This window comes from Enterococcus sp. DIV2419 (assembly GCF_051711865.1).
Taxonomy (GTDB): domain Bacteria; phylum Bacillota; class Bacilli; order Lactobacillales; family Enterococcaceae; genus Enterococcus; species Enterococcus faecalis.
In genome coordinates, this window is sequence record NZ_JBIONS010000001.1 from 772570 (window position 1) to 793668 (window position 21099).

Sequence of the window (21099 nt, forward strand, 5' to 3'; positions counted from 1 at the left end):
AATTTCTTATATGGAAAAGCCTCAATATCTAGAACAAAATGTAGGAACATGCATGTTCCATGTATCTTTCGGTGCGTGGGTTCCATTAATGACAATGTGTGGTTGGGCAATGGTTGCTGCATAATCTAAAGAGAGCATTTAGCTCTCTTTTTTATTAAGAAAGGAAGAAAATAAATGTATCCGATATTAGCTATACCAAGAAAAATTATATATTATCCTGATGCTGCAGCAATAATCAGAGAATGTGGGGAATCTCAAATACTAAAACAAATTAACTTTTCTGCTGCGGATATATTTTCACTTTGTGATGGTAAAAATAGTGTTGAAGATATTGTATTTAAGCTTTCTTATAGATATAAGGAAGATGTTGTCTTAGTACAGAAATTTGTTGAAGATTTTTTGAACTATTCTAAAAAAGTAGGAGATGTAACATATATTGATCGAAAAAGTGAAGTAGAGGTTAAGTGTTTAGGATCAAAAAAATATTGGATTCCTATAACTGTTTCTTTAGAATTAACTTATAAGTGTCCTTTGTTTTGTGAACATTGTTACAGAGAATGCTCATTAAAAAGAAAAGAAGTTATTTCATTAGAATTGGTAAAAAAAATCGCTCAAGAAATGAGTAATCTTGGGATTTTATATTTACAAATAACTGGTGGGGATCCCCTATATCATCCGGATTTTGAAAAAATTATAGAAATATTTGTTTCGCAAGGTATTGTAATAACCATTTTGACAAGTGGATACTATAAAAATGATAGTATATTCGATTTCTTTGAGAAGGTTAAGGGCAATATAGCTGGTGTCCAGATTAGCATTGATGGCTTAAAAGAAACTCACAATGAAATAAGAGGAAAAAGTAATTCTTATGATAAATCAATACTATTTATTAAAAAATTAGTTTCTATGGATTATAATATTGATGTAGCCACTACTATAATCGAACAAGAGAAGGCTGAAATTTTTTTATTATCAGAGAAATTAAAAAAATTAGGAGTAAAAAGACATAGACTAAGTATTTTATTTGATGCTGGGCGTAGTGTTCAAAATGGATATTCTTCAAATAAGAATAAAAAACTAATAGTTGAAGAATGGTTACAAGACTTAAATAATAAACTTGGTGACAACAAATTTTTAGTTCAGTTGGAAGAAGATCATCATTCTATGGCAAATAGTCATTGTGGCGCTGGATATAAATTAATCAGAATTGATCCATCCGGACAGATACATCCTTGTTTAATGATTGATAAACCAATGTCATCTTTGAACAATGGGACAATAGAATGCTATTCAAAAGAGCACAGCTTTAAGTTTAAAAGTGTAGAAATGCCTTCAAGTAATAAATGTGCTAATTGTACATTGTTAAATAATTGTAAAGGGTGTATAGCAGAGGGGCTTATACAGCGCAAAAATGTAAAAGAGTGTTATTGGTATGAAAGCGAGAAAAAAAAGTTAACATAGAAAAATTTGTAATCAAATTTAAATTATCAAATATTTAAAAAGTCAGAGGGACTCTATTACTTTTTAAATAATAAAGTCCTTCAGTCTTTTTAGCAAGTAGTTTATCCCTAAATTCAGAAATGCTTTACTCCAAGTTAAGTATAGACTATAGTATATACTTTTTTATTTCAATATCATCTGATAAGCATAACGTTCGCCATCGTTAACATCTAAAATCACGTCACCTTGATAAACAAAGCCAGCTTTTTTAATCAGGTGCTGCATAGCGAGATTTTGTGGATGTGTATCAATTCGAATATCAGTAGCGCCTTGCAAACGAGCGGCTGTAACCAGTGAGCGCAAAAGCACCAAGGCCAGTCCTTGACCTTGAAAGGAACTTTTTAGAGCAACACGATGAATTGCCGTATACGTAGTTTGAGAATGAGGTTGCCAAGAACCATTAAAAATCGCTTCATAAGCAGGATCAATCTCCGAACATAAAACACCAACGCCTGCCAAGGCATCCTCAACCATTAAAATATAGCAAGTTTGCTGGTCGATATCTTTTGCTAAAATTTCTTGATTCGGGCCATCGCCGTTTTGCCATTGGGGAATGCCACTTTTTTGTAAGGTGCGGCGTCCATCTTCAATGATAGAAAGGATGTCAGGCAAATCAGAAGGTTCTGCTTTTCTTAAGTAAACAGTCAAAAAATATTCCCTCCTCTTAGAAACCTGTTGTTGTTTTCAATTGGTAAATTTTTGAAGGGCGGCCAATGCCAACGGGACGTTCACCTAACTCTTCAAAATATTGTGTCATGGCTTTTTTAAAATTTGAATGGTCAATGCTGCGATAATCAACGCCGAGGAACTTCGCAAAAACTTTACGGGCTTCCGTAATGGTGAAATCTTTTCCTAAGACTTGAAGCACTTGCGGTTCATGTTCCATTTTATCAACAACACGATTAAACGCCTTAATTATAATTTCACTATGGTCGAAGGCTAATGTATCTTTACCAAGAGAGGCCGCTGTTTTCAAGTCTAAAGTAATTTCCACATCTTCATGAGATAACGTGATGTGTTGACCATGCCGTTCAAGATTGAACCAATGGACTTCTTTGGCATCGTCGCCAGCAATTAAAGGTTCTTCACCAATAAAAGCTAAATAGCTGACTGTCACGACCCAGCCACGAGGATCTCGATCTGGGCGACTAAAGCTGTGTAATTGTTCAATATTTTCTTGAGAAATCACCACACCAGTTTCCTCTTTTGTTTCTCTTAAAACACTATCTTCAGTAGATTCGTTACGATTAACAAAACCGCCAGGAAGCGCCCATGAGTTTCTAAAGGGGTGACCTTTACGTTGAATCAGTAAGACTTTTAATTGATCAGCTTCCTTGTTGTAACAAAGAAGAACCATATCAACGGTTAAAGAGGGTTTTTCATATTCAGGTAATTCTTGTTGATGATACCAAGTTAAAAACTCTGCTAAGCTAGCTTGGCGTTCATAATAATTTTTTTCTTCGGCTTTAGAAGCAAATTGTGGCACAATTGCTCCTCCTTTCAAAAAGAAACATGGTTTTCTTTTATTGTATCATTAAGTGGCTGAAATACAATATTCAAGCGTAAAAAGAAAAGCAAGCCTGGGACAAAAATCACTTTGGATTTTTGTCCCAGGCTTGTACTATAAGAAGTTTGTTCTAGACGTTATTTATTGTGTTAATTCTAATAATTTATTTTTCAAATCTTCTTCCATATGGCCAAGTTCGATTTCGGCAGCTTGGCGTTTTTCTTTTCCTTCTTGTTGAATACGTAATGTTTCTTGGATAGTTTCAATTAAATCATTTTGTGTTTTTTGTAATGTTTCAATATCGACTAGGCCACGTTCGTTTTCTTTTGCTGTTTCAATTGCAGAAATTTTTAGCATTTCTGAATTTTTCTTCAGTAAGTCATTGGTGGTTTCAGAGACTTGACGTTGAGCAGTCACAGCATCTTTTTGACGGAGTAAGGTCAAGGCGATGACTACTTGGTTTTTCCATAACGGAATCGCTGTATTCACCGATGATTGAATTTTCTCAGCCAAAGCTTGGTTAGTATTTTGAATTAAACGAATTTGTGGGGCTTGTTGAATCGTAATTTGACGAGCCAAGCGTAAATCATGGGTTCTTTTTTCTAAACGGTCTAGGAATTGGTTATAATCATTAACAATTTGGACATCCATTTGATCTCCAGATTCTTCCGCTTTTTTCATGGCTTCAGGAATAATTTGCGTCCGTAGTTCTTCTGCTTTTAATTCCCCAGCGGCAATATAGATGTTTAAGGCATCAAAATAATCTTTATTTTTTTGATACAATTGATCTAACATGGCATTATCTTTTAAAAGACCATCTTTTTCATGGGTTAATTTGACAGCAATTTTGTCAATTTGCGCACCAATTTTTTGATATTTGGCGGTAATTTCGTAAACGGATTGTTTGACTTTACCTAACATTTTTTGAATAAAGTTGCCTTCGCCAGCACGTAATTCATTGGGATTGGCTTCATTTAAACGAAACATTAAATCGGTCAGTGAATCACCAACAGGACCAATGTCTTGTGCTTGAACGTGGTTTAACATCGCTTGCGAAAATTCGCCAAGTTTGATTTGGGCATTTGAACCATAGGTAATTACTGCTTGTGAATCTTGAACGTCAATTTTTGAAGCTAACTCTTTTGCTTGGGCTTGACGTTCTTGTGGTAATTTATCAATTAAACGAGGAGCTGCTTGCTGTTCTTTTAACTCAGATAGTTCATTTTGTTGCGTTGGTGTTAGTTCATCCATTGATGAAAATGGATTACTTAATAAATCGTCCAATGTATTGGTTACAGATGTTGTTTCTTTGGGTTGTTGCTCAGTCATTTTTTTTCCTCCCTAATGATTATTGCTGGTCTTCGTTTACTTGAGGTGATTCCTCAGTTGCAGCTTTTTGCGATAAGCTGCTTTTAGCGATCGACATTTCGACATCTAAATCGTCTAAGTCATCGGAAACGATTTCCTCATAATCATTTTTAACTAATTTTGACAATTGGTCAATGATTTGTGCGCTTTCTTCTAATTTTTCATACGTTTGTTTGTTTTTTACTTCATGTTGTTCGATTTCTAAATGCTTACTTGTTAAGTCAACGATATTTGGTAAATGTGTATAGAGAAAGTGATTGGCTAAGTGTAATTTTTTAGGTTCTTTCACTAACTCTTTAAACAGAGCTTTAGAAACCTTCGTTGTATCATTACGTAAGTCAATCGCCCGTAATTTAGTTGAACGATTCATGTTTTCTTGTAATTGTATGATTTGTTTTTTGGCTGTGCTCATTGTACTTCTGAAAAAATCAATTTCTTGTGGAGATAACCCCAACTCACGATAATGGGCTTCTTTATCTTTCGTTAAGTAAGGCATTTGATCGCTTTTGTCGGCGGCATTTTTCTTTTTTCGATAGAGAACGAATACTAAAAAGCCTACCAGAATCACAAAAGCGAAGAAGCCATATTCTCTAGCGACAGCAATGATTAAGGCTCCTAAAAGAATATAGCCAATCAGTAATTTTGTATTTAATTTGTTCATTTATATAGTTCCTCCTATCTATCTAATCCTCGAAAGAGTCAGCTCTCGTTACAATAGTTATTTTAGCATACTCTGTGAGAGAAAAGACATACAGCGGAAGATGTATTTTATGATTTAGTGAAATCCTAAGAAAAAAAGTATAAAACGCAAAAAAAGACCCGTCCTAATTGGGGGTAGGACGGGAAAGGAGTTAAAAATGAAAAAGTGTTTTGTTAGGGTTGTTTGTTGGTATGCTTAAATAATACAAGGAAGTTGTGAATTTTTTATGTCTATTTTTTTTCGAAAATGTAATTTTTTTCTAAAGCAATAAATTTTTTTCTTTGAAAAGGGTTTAACTAGAGAAGAAGGGGTGCGATTTTTATCATTTTAGGGTATGATAAACAAGAAAGGTTGGTGAAAGATATGTTAAATTATGAGGACTTCGAAGAAAAAACACTTCAACGTCGAGAAATTTTTAAAGGAAAGATTATTGATGTTTTTTTGGATGACGTGGCTTTACCGACAGGCGGCACTGCTAAACGCGAATTGGTTTTTCATTCAGGCGCAGTAGCTATGATTCCGTTAACCGCAGAAGGAAAAATCGTCTTAGTTAAACAATTTAGAAAACCCTTGGAACAAGTGATTTTAGAAATTCCAGCGGGAAAAATTGATCCTGGAGAAGAAAATCAACTGGAAACGACGGCTATGCGGGAATTGGAAGAAGAAACTGGGTATCGTGCAGGTCAGCTCACCTACATAAATTCAATGTATCTGTCACCAGGATTTGCTAATGAAAAATTGGCTCTCTATTTGGCAACGGATTTGCAGAAAGTCGAAAATCCGCGTCCTCAAGATGAAGATGAAATCTTGGAACTTTACGAGCTAACAATAGCTGAAGCCAAAGCAGAGGTGGCAAAAGGCACGATTTGTGATGCCAAAACACTTTTTGCTATACAATACTGGGAATTGTATTTACTGCAGAGACAGTTTAAGGAGGACACGCAATGAGCAAAGGTCCGTTAGTCACTCGGACAGAGCTTCGCAAACGCAGAGAAGCAGAAGAAAAAGAAGCGGAACGTCGTCAGCAAGAAGAGCAGAAGCTGGCGGAAAAAGCGTATAAGCGAAAAGAAAAAGAAATTTCGACGTTTTATCGTAAAGAAAAGAAAAAACAAAAACCGATCAACAAGTCACGAGTAGGAGAATACTCGAAGCGTCGAGAACGGAGTACTTGGTTAAACAAGGCAATTATTATTGTAGCGATTTTATTAGCCGTTGTGGCGTATATCGTTTTGAATTTATAGAAAAGAGGAATCACTATGAAAATTGGAATTATTGGAGCAATGGATCAAGAGGTCAAAATTCTAAAAGAAAAATTGACAGACACGATGTCATGGGAACGAGCAGGCGCTTTATTTGTTTCTGGTTCGTTAGGAAGACATGAGGTGATTGTGGTTCGTTCAGGAATTGGTAAAGTGGCCTCAGCTGTGACCACGACTTTATTGATTCATCAATATGGCGTAAATATGGTGATTAATACAGGTTCTGCTGGTGGTATCGGTGAAGGACTAAAAGTCGGCGATTTAGTCATTGCAGACAAATTAGCTTACTTTGATGTTGATGTCACTGGTTTTGGTTATGCCTATGGACAATTGCCTGGTGGTGTACCTTTGTATTTTGAAACAAGTGAATACTTGCGGATGGAAATTGCGAAAGCTGCTGAAAAAACTGGTTTAGCTATTCGTAAAGGATTGATTGTTACTGGAGATACTTTTGTGGATAGCGCTGAGAAAATCGCCAAAATTAAGAAAGAGTTTCCTGAAGCCTTAGCTTGCGAAATGGAAGGCGCAGCAATTGGCCAAGCGGCTTCACAGTTCAATATTCCATTCTTAGTTGTACGGGCAATGAGTGATACAGCAGATGGCGAAGCAACTCAAAGCTTTGACGAATTCATCGATGAAGCTGGGAAAAAATCAGCCGAAATGGTTATTCATTTTGTCGAGAACTTAGTTTAAAAAGAGAAAGAAACAGCCATCATTTCATCAATGAAATGATGGCTGTTTCTTTTTGCTGATTGTCACTTAATGAAAGGTTTTTAAATACTGTTCTTTTTGTTTACGCGTTAATTTTTTAAAGGCGGCTTCGGCTTTGGTGGCCGCGCTACGTGTTTCAAATTTCTCTGTATGAATCATTTTGACTGGGCGGCGTTTGGCTAATCGAGTATATTTTGCACCAGTTCCGCTATTATGTTCGGTTAATCGACGTTCTGGCTCAGTTGTATAGCCACCGTAAAAGGAACCATCTTGGCAAAGTAAAACATAAAAATAATGGGATTTCTTATTCTCCATACAGCATAGCCTTCATTTCAGCTTCGTATTCGTTCTTTTCATTGTATGTAAAAAGAGGTGGTAACACACGAAAACCGTCTTTTTTGCCTTGTTTAATGCCTTCAATTAGTAAAACATTGGCTTCTTTGCCTGGCTTCGGATAAACAAACCGAGCTTTTTTCGGCGCAATATTGGCGTTTTCCATGGTATGTAAAATATCAAGGAAACGATCAGGTCGATGAACCATTGCGAGGCGACCATTTGTTTTTAATAAATCCGCTGACACAGTGACCACTTCTTGAAGAGACGTGTGAATTTCATGACGGGCAATCGCTAAATGCGGGTTTGGATTTTTTTGGCTAGTTGGTCGTTCTTTAAAGTATGGGGGATTACATAGTACTAAATCGACAGAATCTTTTTTGATGACCTCTGTCGCTTGTTTTAAATCACGTTCATACATCGTTACTTGTTTTTCCAATTTATTTAATAGAATACTTCGTTGACCCATATCTGCCAAACGAGGTTGTAATTCGATTTGGTCAATCGTTGCAGCTGTTTTCCGACTAACGAAGAGGCCGACCGCGCCATTTCCAGCACACAAATCGACAATCTTGCCTTTTTTTGGTAGTTGCGGAAAATTAGCCAATAAGACTGCATCAATGGAAAAAGAAAAGACTTCTTTGCTTTGAATAATTTGAATATCATCCGCATATAATTGATCAATCCGTTCGCCGGATAATAACATAGATTAAGAACCTCCAACTTTTCATCTGATTGTTCATGTATTATACTACTTTTAAACCCGTATGACAAAATCTGTTCACTAGATTAGTAGGAACATGTTATTTCTCTAATTGATAGACGTAAAAAAAGCTTGTCAAAAGGTAGAGCTTTCGGCATACTAGAAAGCGGAGAGAAGAAAGGAAGAAAATTATGTTTTTTACATTTATGCGTGGCGTGGTTCGCGTCATTTTATTTGTGATTAATGGAAATGCACATTATGAAAATAAAGAAAAATTACCAAAAGACCAAAACTATGTCTTAGTTGCGCCGCATCGAACATGGTGGGAACCGCTGTATTTAGCTGTTGCTGGCAGTCCTAAGAAGTTTAGCTTTATGGCAAAAAAAGAGTTGTTTAAAAATCCTGTTTTACGTTTCATTTTAAAACATGCGAATGCGTTTCCGGTGGATCGTGAGAAGCCCGGTCCCAGCGCGATTAAAACACCTGTCAAAATTTTAAAAAATTCTGATTTAAGTTTGATTATGTTCCCCAGTGGCACGCGTCATTCCTCAGAATTAAAAGGTGGGGTAGCCTTGATTGCTAAAATGGGGCGAGTACCTATCGTGCCATCTGTTTATCAAGGTCCGTTAACTTTAAAAGAGTTGTTTAAACGTAAAAAAGTAACGGTTCGTTTTGGGGAGCCAATCGATATTAGCGATATTAAAAAAATGGATAAAGATGGTTTAGCTGAAGTGGAACGTCGGATGCAAGAAGCATTTGATCAGTTAGATAAAGAAATTGATCCAACTTTTAAATATGAATCAACAGAAAAAGAATAAAACAAACCGCTATAGAATAGGAATGTTACTGGCAGGTAGTCTCATCAAAAGATGATGCTCCCTGTCTTTTTTCTTGCGTTAAGAAAAAAGTTTGTTAAAAATCTAATTCTTCTGTCCGATTTTCTTAAAAAATACCAGAAATTTGTTATAATAATAAGAAGGACTTTTTTAGGCGGTGAAAAAATGAAATTTTTACATACAGCAGATTGGCATATTGGCAAAAAATTACATGGTTTTGATTTGTTGGCAGAACAAAGGGAAGCCTTTAAACAAATCTTAGCAATTGCGAAAGAAGAGCAAGTGGATGCTGTTGTAATCGCTGGAGATTTGTATGATCGCTCTGTTCCAGCAGTTGAAGCAGTCGAGATTTTTAATGAAATGATGATTCAAATGAATCTCAAAGAGCATTTCCCCGTGTTAGCTATTTCGGGAAACCATGATAGCAGCACTCGTTTAGAAACAGGAGGCCCTTGGTTTAACCAAACGCAATTTCATTTGAATACGCGTTTAGAACAAGCCTTTCAACCAATTGAAATCGACAATACCCAATTTTATTTGTTGCCTTATTTTGAACCGATTGCGGCTCGCTTATATTTTGAAGATGAAACGATTCGAACGATTCAGGCGGCGATGGAAAAAGTTGTCGCGAAAATGCAGGAATCTTTTCTTCCCAACAAAAAACAGGTGTTAGTTAGTCATTTTTTTGTCGCTGGCAGTGAAAAAACTGATTCTGAAACAAAATTAACAGTGGGTGGTTTGGATGTTGTACCGACGGCTTTGTTAGAGCCTTTTGATTACGTCGCGTTGGGCCACTTACATGGAAAAAATGCGTTGCAGGCACCTAATGCTCGATACAGTGGCTCGCCTGTAAAATTTTCTTTATCAGAAATGACACAAGAAAAGGGTGTGTGGCTTGTTGAAACAGAAACTGAAGTTCATTTTCAATTCCGTGCTTTGAAACCATTGCGAGACATTCAACAATTGACGGGCTCGTTTCAGCAGTTAACGGATCCCGCTTTTTATCAAGAAGTGAATCGGGAAAATTATTTACATGTCCAATTAACCGACCGAGCGATTATTCCCAACATGATGAATCAATTGCGAAAAATTTACCCCAAAATTATTGGGTTGGAACGTTTGAATGGTCGAGAAACAAGCAGCGGAAATCAGAAAAAAGTGGTACAAATAGAACAACGTTCACCAGAAGAACATCTGCATGACTTTTTTAACGATGTGACAGGAGAGGCCTTGACAGAACAACAAGCACAATGGGTCCAAGAAGAACTGAGTACACTTAATCAATTAGAAAGAGGGAAGTAATAGGATGAAACCATTATCTTTAACATTGAAAAACTTCGGACCGTATATTAATGAAACCATTGATTTTACGAAGTTTGAAGATTCTTCACTTTTTCTAATTAGTGGAAAAACAGGGTCTGGGAAAACAACGATTTTTGATGGAATGAGCTATGCTTTGTTTGGTGAAAGTTCTGGGAAATTACGTTTAGGCAAAGAAATGCGTTCCACATTTGCTGACCCCTCAGAAGCCACTGAAGTTACTTTGCTTTTTAAACATAACGAGTATCTCTATGAACTGAACCGCCTTCCCGAACAAGAACTTTTTAAAAAACGTGGCACAGGAGTCCGTAAACAAAGTGCCAAAATTTCTTTAATTGTCAAAGATGCTCAAGGGAAAGAACTACGAGCCTATTCTAAAAGACGCGAAGTGGACGAACTCATTCAAGAATTATTGCATTTGAATGCCAATCAATTTGCTCAAATTGTATTGTTACCACAAGGAGAGTTTCGGACTTTTTTAATTGCTAAAAGTGATGAAAAAGAAAAGGTTTTGCGTAATTTATTCGGAACAGAATTGTATCAGTTGTTCAGCGAAAATTTAAAAGAACGCTTGAAAATTGCCAATCAAGAGATTCAAGAAACCCAGCAAAAAATTGAACTGAAAACAGAACAGTTGCATTGGTCAGAAGAACCTGAACCGACAATGACACTTTTTGAAAAACTTCAATTATTAGAAAGCCAACAACAAGAGGCTCAGCAACAACTATTAGTTGAAAGAGAACAAATTGCAACCTTAAAACAAGCCAAACAAGCAAAAGAGCAAGTTCGTTATGCCATTGAAGAACGGCAAAACTTGCAACAGCAAAAAGAAGAATTACTGGAAAAGAAAGCAAAACAAGCTGAACAGGAAACCGTCATTGAGCGGCTAAAGGAACAGATTCAGCAATTAAAATGGAGCCAAAAACAGCAATCTTTAGCTGAAAAAGTCTTTGAAAAACGAAGCGAAAAACAACAAAAAGAGCAAGAAACAAAGTCCAAACAACAAGCTCTTATGGAAACGCAACAAGCATTGACAGATTGGCAAGCAATCATGAGTGAGTTGGAAGAACAACAACCATTGATTGCTGAAAAACAAGAACGTCTTCAAACGATTCAACGTCAATTACCACAATACCAAGAATATGAACAGTTAGCCCAACAACAAATAGCAGAACAAGCCAATTATCAAGCCATTCAAAAAGAGTATGAATCTTGCCAACAGGAAAAAATAACATTAGCGGATAAAGTGGCGACAGCCAAACAATTTATTGAACAAGAAGGAACACTTGAAAAAGCAAATTTTGAATGTTCTAGTGTAGCAGATCATTGGCAAAATTTTGTAGAACGTTGGCAAAAAAATCAAAAAGCTTGGCAAAAAATTAGTCAAAACCAAGGGGAATTGTACGAGTTGACACAACGGTTTGCTGTTGAACAGCAACAAAAAAGCGCCGAAGAAGCGAAGTTGCAGACAAAGAAAAGTCAATGGGCCTCTTTACAAATCCAACGATTAAGCTTGTTACTTGAAGAGGGGGAACCTTGCCCAGTTTGTGGCTCTTTAGAACATCCAAAACAACAAACTCATCAAGAAGTTTCCTTAGAAGAGATTGATCAAGCGGAACGGGAATTAACGGAAGTTGAAAAAACGGTTCAACGATTTACTGAAACGCTCTCTGCATTAGGGGCGGAAAAGCAACAGAAAGAAAGCCAATTACAAGAACAGGAAGCTGCGTATACTGAGGAACAAGAACAATTAGCAGCGCAGTTTGCTGACTTGCAGTTGCCGTTAACAGGACTAACTTTTTCACAAGTAACACCTGCAGAAATTGCGGAAGTTGAGTCGCAATTAGCTAAAGAAAAACAACAAATAGCACAAAAACTAACGGAAATTTCAGTCGAAAAGGACCATCTAGCGGAACTAGAAGAACAAGTAGCTGAAAATTCCCAACGCTTTGAAGTGCTCCGACAACAAGTAGAAACAATGCAACAAAGTCTGGAAAGAATCACTATCCAGCAGCAAATGATTGCTAGCCAATTATTGGATGCAACCGTCACATACGAAGAAATGACCAAACAACAAACTTTGCTTCAAGAAGAACTCTCTGCATTTGAACGTCAAAAAGAAAACGTGACGACACAAGGAGAAACCTTGAAGAAAGAAGAAATGATCCTTGAAAGTACGTTGACGCATTTGGAGAAAGAACAACAAACACTTCAACAAACAGTCGCACAACTTGAGAGTCAGTTAAACGCAGTTTTAACGGAACAAGGAGTGACAGAGGACCAATTGACGGAGTGGTTGAAAGAGGTACCGACACTAGAAAGTCAGCAAGAACAAATTGCTTTATTTGAACAAGAGCAAACCCAACTGACTATCCAACTCGCTGAAATTGAGAAAAAATTATCTAGTGATACGTTCCCAGAATTATCTTTAATCACCACAGAAATTGAACAAATAACACAACAAATTGAAGAACAAGAAAAAAAATACTATCAACTGCATGAAAAAATGCAAAATAACCAACAGTTGGTTCAAGAAATTAATGCGCAAAGAACAACAATTGAAGACAAGTTTGAGGAAGTTGCTGCACTACAGCAGTTGGCAGATACGGTGAATGGCAATAATCCTAAAAAAATTAGTTTTGAACGGTATATGTTACAAACGTATTTAGAAAGAGTGCTGACAGTCGCTAATCAGCGTTTAGACCGCCTGACCAATAGTCGTTATCAATTTGAATTGAATCACGAAGCAGGCAGTTATCGGAATCAAACGGGGCTAGAAATCAATATTTATGATGACAATTCAGGGACGGTACGCAGCGCTCACACGTTATCAGGCGGGGAAAGTTTTATAGCAGCGTTAGCTTTGGCACTTTCTTTAGCAGAAGTGATTCAAGAACAAGCAGGCGGAGTCTTAATTGATGCGTTGTTTATTGATGAAGGCTTTGGTTCCTTAGATGAAGAAGCATTGGAAATGGCAATGGAGGCGTTAGAAACGATTGAAAATGAAGGCCGCATGATTGGGATTATTAGTCATATTGGCGAATTAAAAGCACGAATTCCACAACAATTACAAATAAAAAGCAATGGGAATGGTCAAAGTACCGTTCACTATCAGCTAGCTTAGTAGAAGAGGAGGTGAGTCGATGAAATGGAGTATTCCAGAGCGAATCGTTGAACAAGGACGCGAATATATGCAAGAAGGCCGGGTCTTATCTATCGTTCAAAATCCAGAAAAAAGGATCTGGTTGTCTGAGGTTTTAGGGGAAGAACTTTATCTTGTTGAATTGGATGGTACCGCCAAAGAACAAGATGTTTGTGAATGTCAATATTGGATGGAACATGGCTATTGCAAGCATACAGTGGCAGTTGAACTGGCACTGAAACAACGAGGCGTGTCAAGAATTATTCAAGCGAATCAAACAGTCAGTTTTGAGAAAACAAATCGATCAACAGCTGAAATGTTTACCAAAGGCTTTGCCAAATTAAGCAAAGCTTCTGCCGAAGTTCCCTTGCAGCCTTTACGTTTAGAATTTCATTTAGATGTGATCGAAACGAATAATTACTATCCAGAATTATCAACGATTGGTCTTTCTTTAAAAATTGGTTTGGAAGGCACCAAACCTAAAACATATATTGTGAAAAATATTGGTGATTTTTTACAAGCATATGAAAAAGAAATGACTTTTATGGTGAATAAACAACACCAATTTACTTTGCTACATGATTCTTTTTCAATGGAGATTCAAGAAATTTTAACAGAACTTGCGGCAATTTATCATACCAGCCAATTATTAGGTGCAAACGGTATTCAAGTTAAAGGGAAAATCGACAAACGTTATCTATTATTACCAATTGATCGCAGTCAATCGTTAGTTGAAAAAATGAATCGAACGGGTCAGTTTATATTGACCAATCAAACTCATAAGTATCGCTATCTAACGTTTAAAGAAACCAGTTTGCCACTTACGTTTACAGTGCAAAAAAACGAGGAACAAAGCTTCAAATTAACTATTCAGAATCCTATTACAACGTTTCTAGCCCACTATCACTGGGCGATTTCGGATCAAACGGTTTATTTACTAACAGAAGAGCAGGAAGCCATCTACACCACGTTACTTCAATTAATGAAACGCTTGGAAGAGCCGTCAATTATTTATGAAAAAGAAACAGTTTCTGATTTATTTAGTGAAGTGTTACCATTATTGGAAAAAATTGGTCGAGTGTCTATTGAAGAATCAGTTGAAGAATTAGTCGTCCATCATCCTTTAAAAGCAGTCTTTATTTTTAAGAAAATTAAAGGTCGGATTAACGCTCGGATTGACTATCACTATGGAGAAGTCATTTTCTCGACAAACCCGAAATATGCTCAATTACCTGAAGTTAATCAAGAAATCGTTCGAGATAAAGCAAAAGAAACAGCAATTAAGCAGCAATTTCAACAGTTTGCCTATCAGCAAACAACCACAGGCTTTGAAAAAGTCTTACCTGCTGGAGAGTCCTTGTATTATTTCTTTAAAGCCGAGGTTCCAGCTTTCCGTCAATTAGGAGAAGTTCGGATGGGACGGAAATTACGGGAATTGTATTTAGATGCCCAGCATCATCAACCAACGATTGAAGTTGCGGAAGGGGATTCTTGGTTAGATATTCGGTTTGATGTCACTGGCATTGATGAAACCGAAATCGATGCAGTATTGACTAGTCTGCTACGTAATGATGCTTTTTATACGTTAAAAAGTGGTGAAATTCTTGCTTTTGACTCAGAGGAATTTTTCCATACAAGTGCAATTTTAACGAAGCTGCGAAAAAATATGCATCAAGAAGATAATGTCATTCATGTGCCCAAAAACCAAGGCCTCATGATCGAAAGTTTATTAGAAGACAACGAGCGGGCACATTTTTCAGATTCCTTTAAAAAAATGGTTACGGATTTAACACATCCGGAAAACTTTGAAGCGCAAGTCCCAAAATCTTTACAAGCAACGTTACGCCATTACCAAGAAACAGGGTATAAATGGCTGAAAATGCTTAGCCATTATCAATTTGGCGGTATTTTAGCTGATGAAATGGGTTTAGGGAAGACACTGCAAACCATTACCTATTTACTTTCGGAAAAAGAAGAAGAGCGCTTGAAAGGGACAGCTTTGATTGTCGCACCTGCAAGTTTAACCTATAACTGGTTAGCCGAAGTCAAACGTTTTGCGCCAACCTTAAATGTTCAAGTGGTTTCTGGCAACCGCCAAGAACGAGCAGCGCTTTTACAAAATAGCACCGAAGATATTCTGATTACTTCTTATGCAAGTATGCGACAAGATGTTCAGCTTTATCAGGAAATGCGTGTCGGCTATTTGATTCTAGATGAGGCCCAAATGGTTAAAAATAGTGGGACCAAAACGGCGCAAGCCTTAAAAAGTTTAAAAGTACCCCAACGTTTTGCATTAAGTGGCACACCAATTGAAAATAATTTAGATGAACTGTGGTCAATTTTCCAAATGATCTTACCGGGATTGTTCCCAGGCAAAAAAGCCTTTCGAGAAATTAAGCCAGAAGAAATTGCCAAAATGATTCAACCATTCATTTTACGACGAGACAAGAAAACGGTGCTCGCAGACTTACCAGAAAAAATTGAAAATAATATGTACAGTGTCTTAACAGAAGAACAAAAAACGGTTTATTTGGCCTATCTAAAACAAATGCAAGCAGATGTTAGTCAAATGGATCAGGCGACCTTCAAGAAAAATCGCATGAGTATTTTAGCAGGCTTGACCCGTTTACGACAAATCTGTTGCGATCCGCGTTTGTTTATTGAGGATTACACGGGAGGTTCTGGCAAAGTGGAACAAGTCAAAGACTTTTTAGTGGCTGCGAAAGAAAACAATCGTCGTGTCCTATTATTTTCTCAGTTCACAAGCATGCTTTCTATCTTAGAAAAAGAATTGAATGAATTAGGCTTAGAGACGTTTTATTTACGAGGAAGTACGAAGCCTCAAGATCGGTTAACGATGGCGAATGCCTTCAATGAAGGAGAAAAAGATGTCTTCTTAATTTCATTGAAAGCAGGGGGAACCGGACTAAATTTAACTGGTGCAGATACAGTTATTTTATACGATTTATGGTGGAATCCCGCAGTCGAAGAACAAGCGGCTGGTCGGGCGCACCGCATGGGACAAAAAAAGGTTGTTGAAGTGTGGCGGATGATTGCAGAAGGAACGGTTGAAGAAAAAATGAATTCCTTACAGCAAGAAAAACGCGAGCTGTTCCAAAAAGTGATTCAAGGAAATGAAGAGCAATTAGCGAAAATGACGGAAGAAGATATTCGCACAATTTTAAGCATTGGGGAATAACCGTTCAACTTAGTTGCTATCTTATTTAAAGAGAAATGGAGTAATTCGTTTGAAACAAAAAGAATATATGGAATATCGGCCGCTAGGTGAAGAAATTGAACGGATTCGTAAAGGGAAAAATATTCCTCTGCGTGTCTTTGATGAAAATGGTGTTTCTAGTCGAAGTTATCAACGCTTTGTCCAAGGAAATAGTGAATTGCGTATTTCGGATTTAGCCATTATTGTCGAAATCTTGTCTATTTCGCCGATGGAAATGACAGAAAAATTAACGCCAATGTCCAAAACAGTTTTAGCTAAGGAGCAGTTTAATCAAGCAATCTTTAGTAAAAATTTTCAAGAAAGTAGTCGAATCGTTGCAGATTATCGGGCGTATTATGAGAAATCGTCTTTTGCTTTAGGAAAGCAAGAGGTAATGTATTCGATGTTGGCGTTGGAATATCTTTTTAACCCTCAAACAGTTGTGACAAAAGAAGAGATTATTGCATTAGAAAATCAGATTCTGGAACGATTAATTAATGCCGATGTGTATACTATTTTTAATTTGAAATTTTTAGCATTACAAAAAAACGTTGGCTTGCAGCCGTTTCCAACTTCGTTACTTTTTCGTGTACTACAATCTGTCAATGAGCGGGAAATTATTGATATTCGCTCGCTAGAAATTATCGAGCAAGTAATTATTGATTTTTTATTTGCGGCGATTGTCAGCCAAAATGTTCCCCATATTCTTCATGTATTAAGCATGTTTAAAGAATATGAAGTGGGTGAAAATAACTGGCGAATGATCCTCTGGAAAAAAATAGCAGAAAAAATAGAAATGATTTTAACCAATGAAGAAATATTCGCAGATTGGGCAATCTTTAAAGAACAAATCCTTTTATCTATCACATTGTTTTTACCAAAAGCCAAACAAGAATTTTTTGCTGGGCAATTGGAAAAAATAGAGGATAGTTTAAAAGAAATAAAAGAAAATTAGGCATAATTGAGAATTTGTCATAATAAATTCTGGTTGTGTTTAGCGACAAAGAGCGCCAAATAGGGGTAGAAAACCCTATTTGGCGCTCTTTGTCTTGTCTATACAAATTAATTTGGACAGTTTGTCGTAATTGAACCCATTTTCAGTTGATATTCACTATAATTAAGAAAATATCAGGAGGTGAAGTTTATGAAAAAAATGTGCATCTCCGCAGTTAGTGCCTTACTTTTGGGTAATAGTTTGCTACTTCCTGTAACAACTTTCGCCGAAACGACCGAAACAATCGCATCCTCCAGTGAAGAAAATGTTTCATCTGTTTCAGAAGAAAAGATTCCAGAAACTTCATCAGCAGAAGAGCAAAATTCAGCAACCAGTAGTTCGGAGATTCCCCAATCAGAAGAGTTAACGACTGTTGAAACAAGTGAAGAGCCGCCAAATGAAGCACTAGCGATAACGGAAGCACAACTGATGATGCCCCAATTATACGCAGGTGCTGTCTTAGATAAAGCGACGCCTATCAGTACACTATTTCCTGATCCAGCCTTTGCGGAAAATATCAGAAAACAGTTAAGCAAATCTCGGACCTCTAATACTGTCACCCAAGCAGAATTGGATAAACTGAATAAAGTTATTTTAGAAAATGTCGTTGTTTCTAATGTGGAAGGAGTTCAATACCTAAGAAACTTAGAAGAATTATCTTTTCAAGATTCACTCAATGTAACAGATTTGAGTCCTTTTGCTAAAGGTGAATTTAAGCTATTACGTTTTTTATATATGAGAAACAATAAAATAGCTGATCTTAGTCCGTTAGGTCAAGCAGGATTAATTAGTTTAGAAGGCTTGTATGTTGAGAACAATCAATTAACGACATTAAATGGACTTGAAGGAATGCCTGCTTTAAAAAATTTAAGTATCCAAAATACGACAGATCATCCGTCAAAAATCACGCCGAATAATCGAGTGACTTCCTTCGACCCGCTTCGTTCTCTTCGTAATTTAGAAACCATTTGGGCTGCCAATAATCAGATTGCTACTTTAGATGGGCTTACGGAAGCAAATAACCTACTCCGTCTTTATGTGGAAAATAATCAATTAAAAACAATTGCGCCCTTGGCGAATAAACAACGTCTAGAAGAGTTGAGTATTATGAATCAAACGATTACTAGTCTGGAAGCTTTAAGCACTGTTCCTAATCTGCGTGTACTGTATGCAAGAAACAATCAAATTTCTTCCTTGGCGCCGTTAGAGAAAACACTCAATCTAACAGTTTTAGATGTGGGAGAAAATCAAATTTCAGATATCAGTCCGTTAAAAGGCTTAACGGCCATTACAGGGTTAGATGTATCTAATCAAATGATTATCTTATCTTCTGTCGATTATATTGCTGGGAAACCCCTGCAATTAAAAAATAAGGTGGTATCTCGTGATGGTCAACTATTTCCACCGCTGACGATTAGCCCTTATGGAAGTTACGATGCTACAAAAGGACTGTTTGAATGGAATTTACCCAAAGCTCATGAAGGCGTTTCTTATATCTGGGAATCAACAGATAAAGCATACTTGGGGAATTTTTCTGGAACGGTCGTCCAACCTGTCAAAGAAGTTTTCTTAAGTGAAACGAAACTATCTTGGTCAAAAGAGCGTATAGAAAAGTCGTTGGAAAAAACAATCGATATTGATGACTTTCAAAAAACAGCCCTGCCTTTTTATTGGCAAGATGTCGATGCTGGGAATAGATTACAATTTATTGTCAAAAAAGAGGGCCAAGAAATCCAGAAATTAGCAGATGAAACAACCACTAATTCTAAAACATTTAAGGAAAAAGCCTTGTTATTACCAGAACTAACTTATGGAAAACAGCAGTTGGTCGTGGAAGTCTATGATAAAGGCTACAAGATTGATGAATTAGCGCTAACAGTCACTGTGGTTGGCTCTGTCAGGTTCAAAACGGTACCAACAGCGATTTCCTTTGGGAATGAGCTGCAAATCGCTAGTAGTACGACCCAATATCCAATTGTTTCCATGGATCAACCATTAGTGATACGAGATACTCGTCAAACGGGGAATAATTGGTCGCTTGCACTAACCGTTACTTCTGATTTCAAATCAGAATCAGGTGCTACATTGCCAAATGTTTTAAAATTTAGAACCAACCATCGCTTACAGGACATTCCAGAAGGCCAATCGATTCTTGTTCACAACCAAGTCAATGGACACCAAGAAACAAATATTTCTGATCAATGGAAAGAAAATGACCAAGAGTTGTTATTATCTGTTCCTGGAGGGACGGCCAAAGCAGAAGAATACGAAGCAAAACTAACTTGGCACTTGATGGACGTACCTGATGGCAGTGCAAAATAGGGGGTGAGTCTTATCAAAAAAATAGTTAGCGGCGTATTGCTATTAGGATTGATTTCATCAGTTGATGTATTTGCTGAAACAAATGCCTATCCGACAAATGCAGAAGTTTCTTTTTATGGCGAGTATGAGCCACCAGCCAACAAAGAAAAACCAGATGGTAAGATACCACAGCGTTTCCCCAAGCAGTCGGAAGCAATACCAGCAGTGAGTGGAGAATCATTGAAGCATTCAACAAGTAAAACGGTTGATCAAAAAGGCTCAGGCTTCTTACCTCGAACTGGTACTAAACAGCAACAAATGTTTAATTATCTCGGAATAATAGTCATCTTTATGGCTAGTTTTATTTTAAAAAAAAGAAAGAAGGAACAATAAAATGAAAAAAATTATCTTATCAACAATCCCCGCTATCACTTTAGGCGTGGCTATTGCACCAGAAGTGAATGCAGAAGAAAAAAACTATGAATCAAATGCCATCGTAGAATTTACACCGGATGCCTCTATCAACAAACCTGTCGATCCAGTGAATCCAGATACCGAAAAACCTGTTGAACCCTTTGATCCAACGACACCAGACACAGGCAATAAGCCAAATGAAGGAACAACTGGTCCACTAAGTATCGATTATGCTTCTAGTTTAGACTTTGGCAAAAATAAAATTTCAAATAAAGATGAAAAATATTATGCAAATCCACAATACTTTTTCTTGGCAGACGGTTCTGGTCCTGATTTGACTAATCCTAAACCAAATTATGTACAAATTTCCGACAAACGCGGAACGAATGCCGGTTGGGCCTTAACAGTTAAACAAGAAACACAATTAACAGCGACAAAAGAAACATTAAATAAAGTTTTAGACGGTTCAGAAATTAAATTAAGTCAAAACAAAGCAGTGTCTAATTCCAAAGCAGTCACACCAACTGCGCATGAAGTAACTTTAGTAGCTGGCGATTCATCAAATGTGATGTCTGCCGCTGAAGGTCAAGGTTCTGGAACTTGGCTTAGTGCGTTCGGTGGGATTGAAAAAGTGGAAGTTGACGGTGAAAGCGTAGATAAAAATACAGCGATCACATTAACTGTACCAGGAGCAACACCAAAAGATGCTGTTCAATACAAAACTGTTTTAACATGGACAATCGCTGATTTACCAAGCGTATAATTATTGAAACTATAACAATAGAAGAGAAGGA

18 protein-coding genes are annotated in these 21099 nt (G+C 36.9%); 12 read left to right on the plus strand and 6 right to left on the minus strand.

Annotation, left to right across the window (positions count from 1 at the left end):
* The first annotated feature begins 174 nt into the window (after positions 1-174).
* Positions 175-1461, plus strand: a complete 1287-nt coding sequence (locus IGI97_RS03685; RefSeq protein WP_438738009.1) for a radical SAM protein — start codon at positions 175-177, stop codon at positions 1459-1461.
* Between the two features lie 162 nt (positions 1462-1623).
* Here IGI97_RS03685 and IGI97_RS03690 read toward each other — a convergent pair whose 3' ends face one another.
* The 4 genes from IGI97_RS03690 to IGI97_RS03705 all read right to left on the minus strand — a co-directional run bounded on the left by IGI97_RS03690 (position 1624) and on the right by IGI97_RS03705 (position 5036).
* Positions 1624-2148, minus strand: a complete 525-nt coding sequence (locus IGI97_RS03690) for a GNAT family N-acetyltransferase (protein ID WP_142956530.1) — start codon at positions 2146-2148, stop codon at positions 1624-1626.
* A gap of 16 nt (positions 2149-2164) precedes the next feature.
* Positions 2165-3004 carry an NUDIX domain-containing protein gene (locus tag IGI97_RS03695; RefSeq protein ID WP_002384084.1) on the minus strand — a complete coding sequence of 280 codons (840 nt, stop codon included), beginning with the start codon at positions 3002-3004 and terminating at the stop codon, positions 2165-2167.
* Positions 3005-3148: 144 nt separating this feature from the next.
* A complete protein-coding gene (locus tag IGI97_RS03700; RefSeq protein WP_002356447.1) occupies positions 3149-4336 on the minus strand; it encodes a toxic anion resistance protein in 1188 nt (395 codons plus the stop codon).
* Positions 4337-4355: 19 nt separating this feature from the next.
* The gene (locus tag IGI97_RS03705) at positions 4356-5036 is read right to left on the minus strand and encodes a 5-bromo-4-chloroindolyl phosphate hydrolysis family protein (protein ID WP_002356448.1); all 681 of its coding nucleotides are present in this window, start codon (positions 5034-5036) and stop codon (positions 4356-4358) included.
* A gap of 402 nt (positions 5037-5438) precedes the next feature.
* Between IGI97_RS03705 and IGI97_RS03710 the strand changes: the two genes are divergently transcribed.
* The 3 genes from IGI97_RS03710 to IGI97_RS03720 are packed head-to-tail and all read left to right on the plus strand — an operon-like array spanning position 5439 to position 7027.
* Entirely contained in the window at positions 5439-6023 is a 585-nt protein-coding gene (locus tag IGI97_RS03710) for an NUDIX hydrolase (protein ID WP_002356449.1), read from the plus strand.
* Positions 6020-6316 carry a cell wall synthase accessory phosphoprotein MacP gene (gene macP / locus IGI97_RS03715; RefSeq protein ID WP_002356451.1) on the plus strand — a complete coding sequence of 99 codons (297 nt, stop codon included), beginning with the start codon at positions 6020-6022 and terminating at the stop codon, positions 6314-6316. The genes IGI97_RS03710 and macP overlap by 4 nt, the downstream gene beginning before the upstream one ends.
* A 15-nt stretch (positions 6317-6331) precedes the next feature.
* On the plus strand, positions 6332-7027 hold the full coding sequence (locus IGI97_RS03720) for a 5'-methylthioadenosine/adenosylhomocysteine nucleosidase (protein WP_002356454.1): 696 nt from the start codon (positions 6332-6334) through the stop codon (positions 7025-7027).
* Between the two features lie 66 nt (positions 7028-7093).
* Here the strand turns inward: IGI97_RS03720 and IGI97_RS03725 are convergent, their stop codons facing one another.
* On the minus strand, positions 7094-7360 hold the full coding sequence (locus IGI97_RS03725) for a GIY-YIG nuclease family protein (RefSeq protein WP_002356455.1): 267 nt from the start codon (positions 7358-7360) through the stop codon (positions 7094-7096).
* Positions 7350-8084 carry a tRNA1(Val) (adenine(37)-N6)-methyltransferase gene (locus tag IGI97_RS03730; RefSeq protein WP_141435683.1) on the minus strand — a complete coding sequence of 245 codons (735 nt, stop codon included), beginning with the start codon at positions 8082-8084 and terminating at the stop codon, positions 7350-7352. Before IGI97_RS03730 ends, IGI97_RS03725 begins: the two co-directional genes overlap by 11 nt.
* Positions 8085-8272: 188 nt before the next feature.
* On the opposite strand from IGI97_RS03730, the gene IGI97_RS03735 reads away from it, so the two are divergent.
* The 8 genes from IGI97_RS03735 to elrC all read left to right on the plus strand — a co-directional run bounded on the left by IGI97_RS03735 (position 8273) and on the right by elrC (position 21068).
* Positions 8273-8899 (plus strand): lysophospholipid acyltransferase family protein, encoded by a 627-nt coding sequence (locus IGI97_RS03735; RefSeq protein ID WP_002356461.1) that lies wholly within the window; start codon positions 8273-8275, stop codon positions 8897-8899.
* Positions 8900-8950: 51 nt separating this feature from the next.
* Complete coding sequence (locus tag IGI97_RS03740) at positions 8951-10219, plus strand: exonuclease SbcCD subunit D (protein WP_016615057.1); 1269 nt, start codon at positions 8951-8953, stop codon at positions 10217-10219.
* 4 nt (positions 10220-10223) lie between these two features.
* Positions 10224-13361: an SbcC/MukB-like Walker B domain-containing protein gene (locus IGI97_RS03745; RefSeq protein WP_379896885.1), complete on the plus strand. Its 3138-nt coding sequence runs from the start codon at positions 10224-10226 to the stop codon at positions 13359-13361.
* 19 nt (positions 13362-13380) lie between these two features.
* The gene (locus IGI97_RS03750; RefSeq protein ID WP_002415310.1) at positions 13381-16578 is read left to right on the plus strand and encodes a DEAD/DEAH box helicase; all 3198 of its coding nucleotides are present in this window, start codon (positions 13381-13383) and stop codon (positions 16576-16578) included.
* A 67-nt stretch (positions 16579-16645) separates the two neighbouring features.
* On the plus strand, positions 16646-17551 hold the full coding sequence (gene elrR, locus IGI97_RS03755) for an Rgg family transcriptional regulator ElrR (protein WP_289865647.1): 906 nt from the start codon (positions 16646-16648) through the stop codon (positions 17549-17551).
* 189 nt (positions 17552-17740) lie between these two features.
* The gene (elrA, locus tag IGI97_RS03760; protein WP_252654344.1) at positions 17741-19912 is read left to right on the plus strand and encodes an enterococcal leucine-rich protein ElrA; all 2172 of its coding nucleotides are present in this window, start codon (positions 17741-17743) and stop codon (positions 19910-19912) included.
* A 3-nt stretch (positions 19913-19915) separates the two neighbouring features.
* A complete protein-coding gene (gene elrB / locus IGI97_RS03765) occupies positions 19916-20284 on the plus strand; it encodes an LPXTG anchor domain-containing protein ElrB (protein WP_002356469.1) in 369 nt (122 codons plus the stop codon).
* A gap of 1 nt (position 20285) precedes the next feature.
* Positions 20286-21068, plus strand: a complete 783-nt coding sequence (elrC, locus tag IGI97_RS03770; protein WP_002384097.1) for a WxL domain-containing protein ElrC — start codon at positions 20286-20288, stop codon at positions 21066-21068.
* Positions 21069-21099: the final 31 nt, after the last annotated feature.

What these genes read in the sequence shown, in the direction of transcription:
- IGI97_RS03705 (WP_002356448.1), bottom strand. Translation starts at nt 5,036, where the DNA reads ATGAACAAATTAAATACAAAATTACTGATTGGCTATATTCTTTTAGGA.
- IGI97_RS03745 (WP_379896885.1), top strand. Translation starts at nt 10,224, where the DNA reads ATGAAACCATTATCTTTAACATTGAAAAACTTCGGACCGTATATTAAT.
- IGI97_RS03730 (WP_141435683.1), bottom strand. Translation starts at nt 8,084, where the DNA reads ATGTTATTATCCGGCGAACGGATTGATCAATTATATGCGGATGATATT.
- elrR (WP_289865647.1), top strand. Translation starts at nt 16,646, where the DNA reads ATGGAATATCGGCCGCTAGGTGAAGAAATTGAACGGATTCGTAAAGGG.
- elrC (WP_002384097.1), top strand. Translation starts at nt 20,286, where the DNA reads ATGAAAAAAATTATCTTATCAACAATCCCCGCTATCACTTTAGGCGTG.
- IGI97_RS03735 (WP_002356461.1), top strand. Translation starts at nt 8,273, where the DNA reads ATGTTTTTTACATTTATGCGTGGCGTGGTTCGCGTCATTTTATTTGTG.
- IGI97_RS03750 (WP_002415310.1), top strand. Translation starts at nt 13,381, where the DNA reads ATGAAATGGAGTATTCCAGAGCGAATCGTTGAACAAGGACGCGAATAT.
- macP (WP_002356451.1), top strand. Translation starts at nt 6,020, where the DNA reads ATGAGCAAAGGTCCGTTAGTCACTCGGACAGAGCTTCGCAAACGCAGA.
- IGI97_RS03700 (WP_002356447.1), bottom strand. Translation starts at nt 4,336, where the DNA reads ATGACTGAGCAACAACCCAAAGAAACAACATCTGTAACCAATACATTG.
- IGI97_RS03725 (WP_002356455.1), bottom strand. Translation starts at nt 7,360, where the DNA reads ATGGAGAATAAGAAATCCCATTATTTTTATGTTTTACTTTGCCAAGAT.
- IGI97_RS03710 (WP_002356449.1), top strand. Translation starts at nt 5,439, where the DNA reads ATGTTAAATTATGAGGACTTCGAAGAAAAAACACTTCAACGTCGAGAA.
- IGI97_RS03720 (WP_002356454.1), top strand. Translation starts at nt 6,332, where the DNA reads ATGAAAATTGGAATTATTGGAGCAATGGATCAAGAGGTCAAAATTCTA.
- IGI97_RS03685 (WP_438738009.1), top strand. Translation starts at nt 175, where the DNA reads ATGTATCCGATATTAGCTATACCAAGAAAAATTATATATTATCCTGAT.
- IGI97_RS03740 (WP_016615057.1), top strand. Translation starts at nt 8,951, where the DNA reads ATGATGCTCCCTGTCTTTTTTCTTGCGTTAAGAAAAAAGTTTGTTAAA.
- elrA (WP_252654344.1), top strand. Translation starts at nt 17,741, where the DNA reads ATGAAAAAAATGTGCATCTCCGCAGTTAGTGCCTTACTTTTGGGTAAT.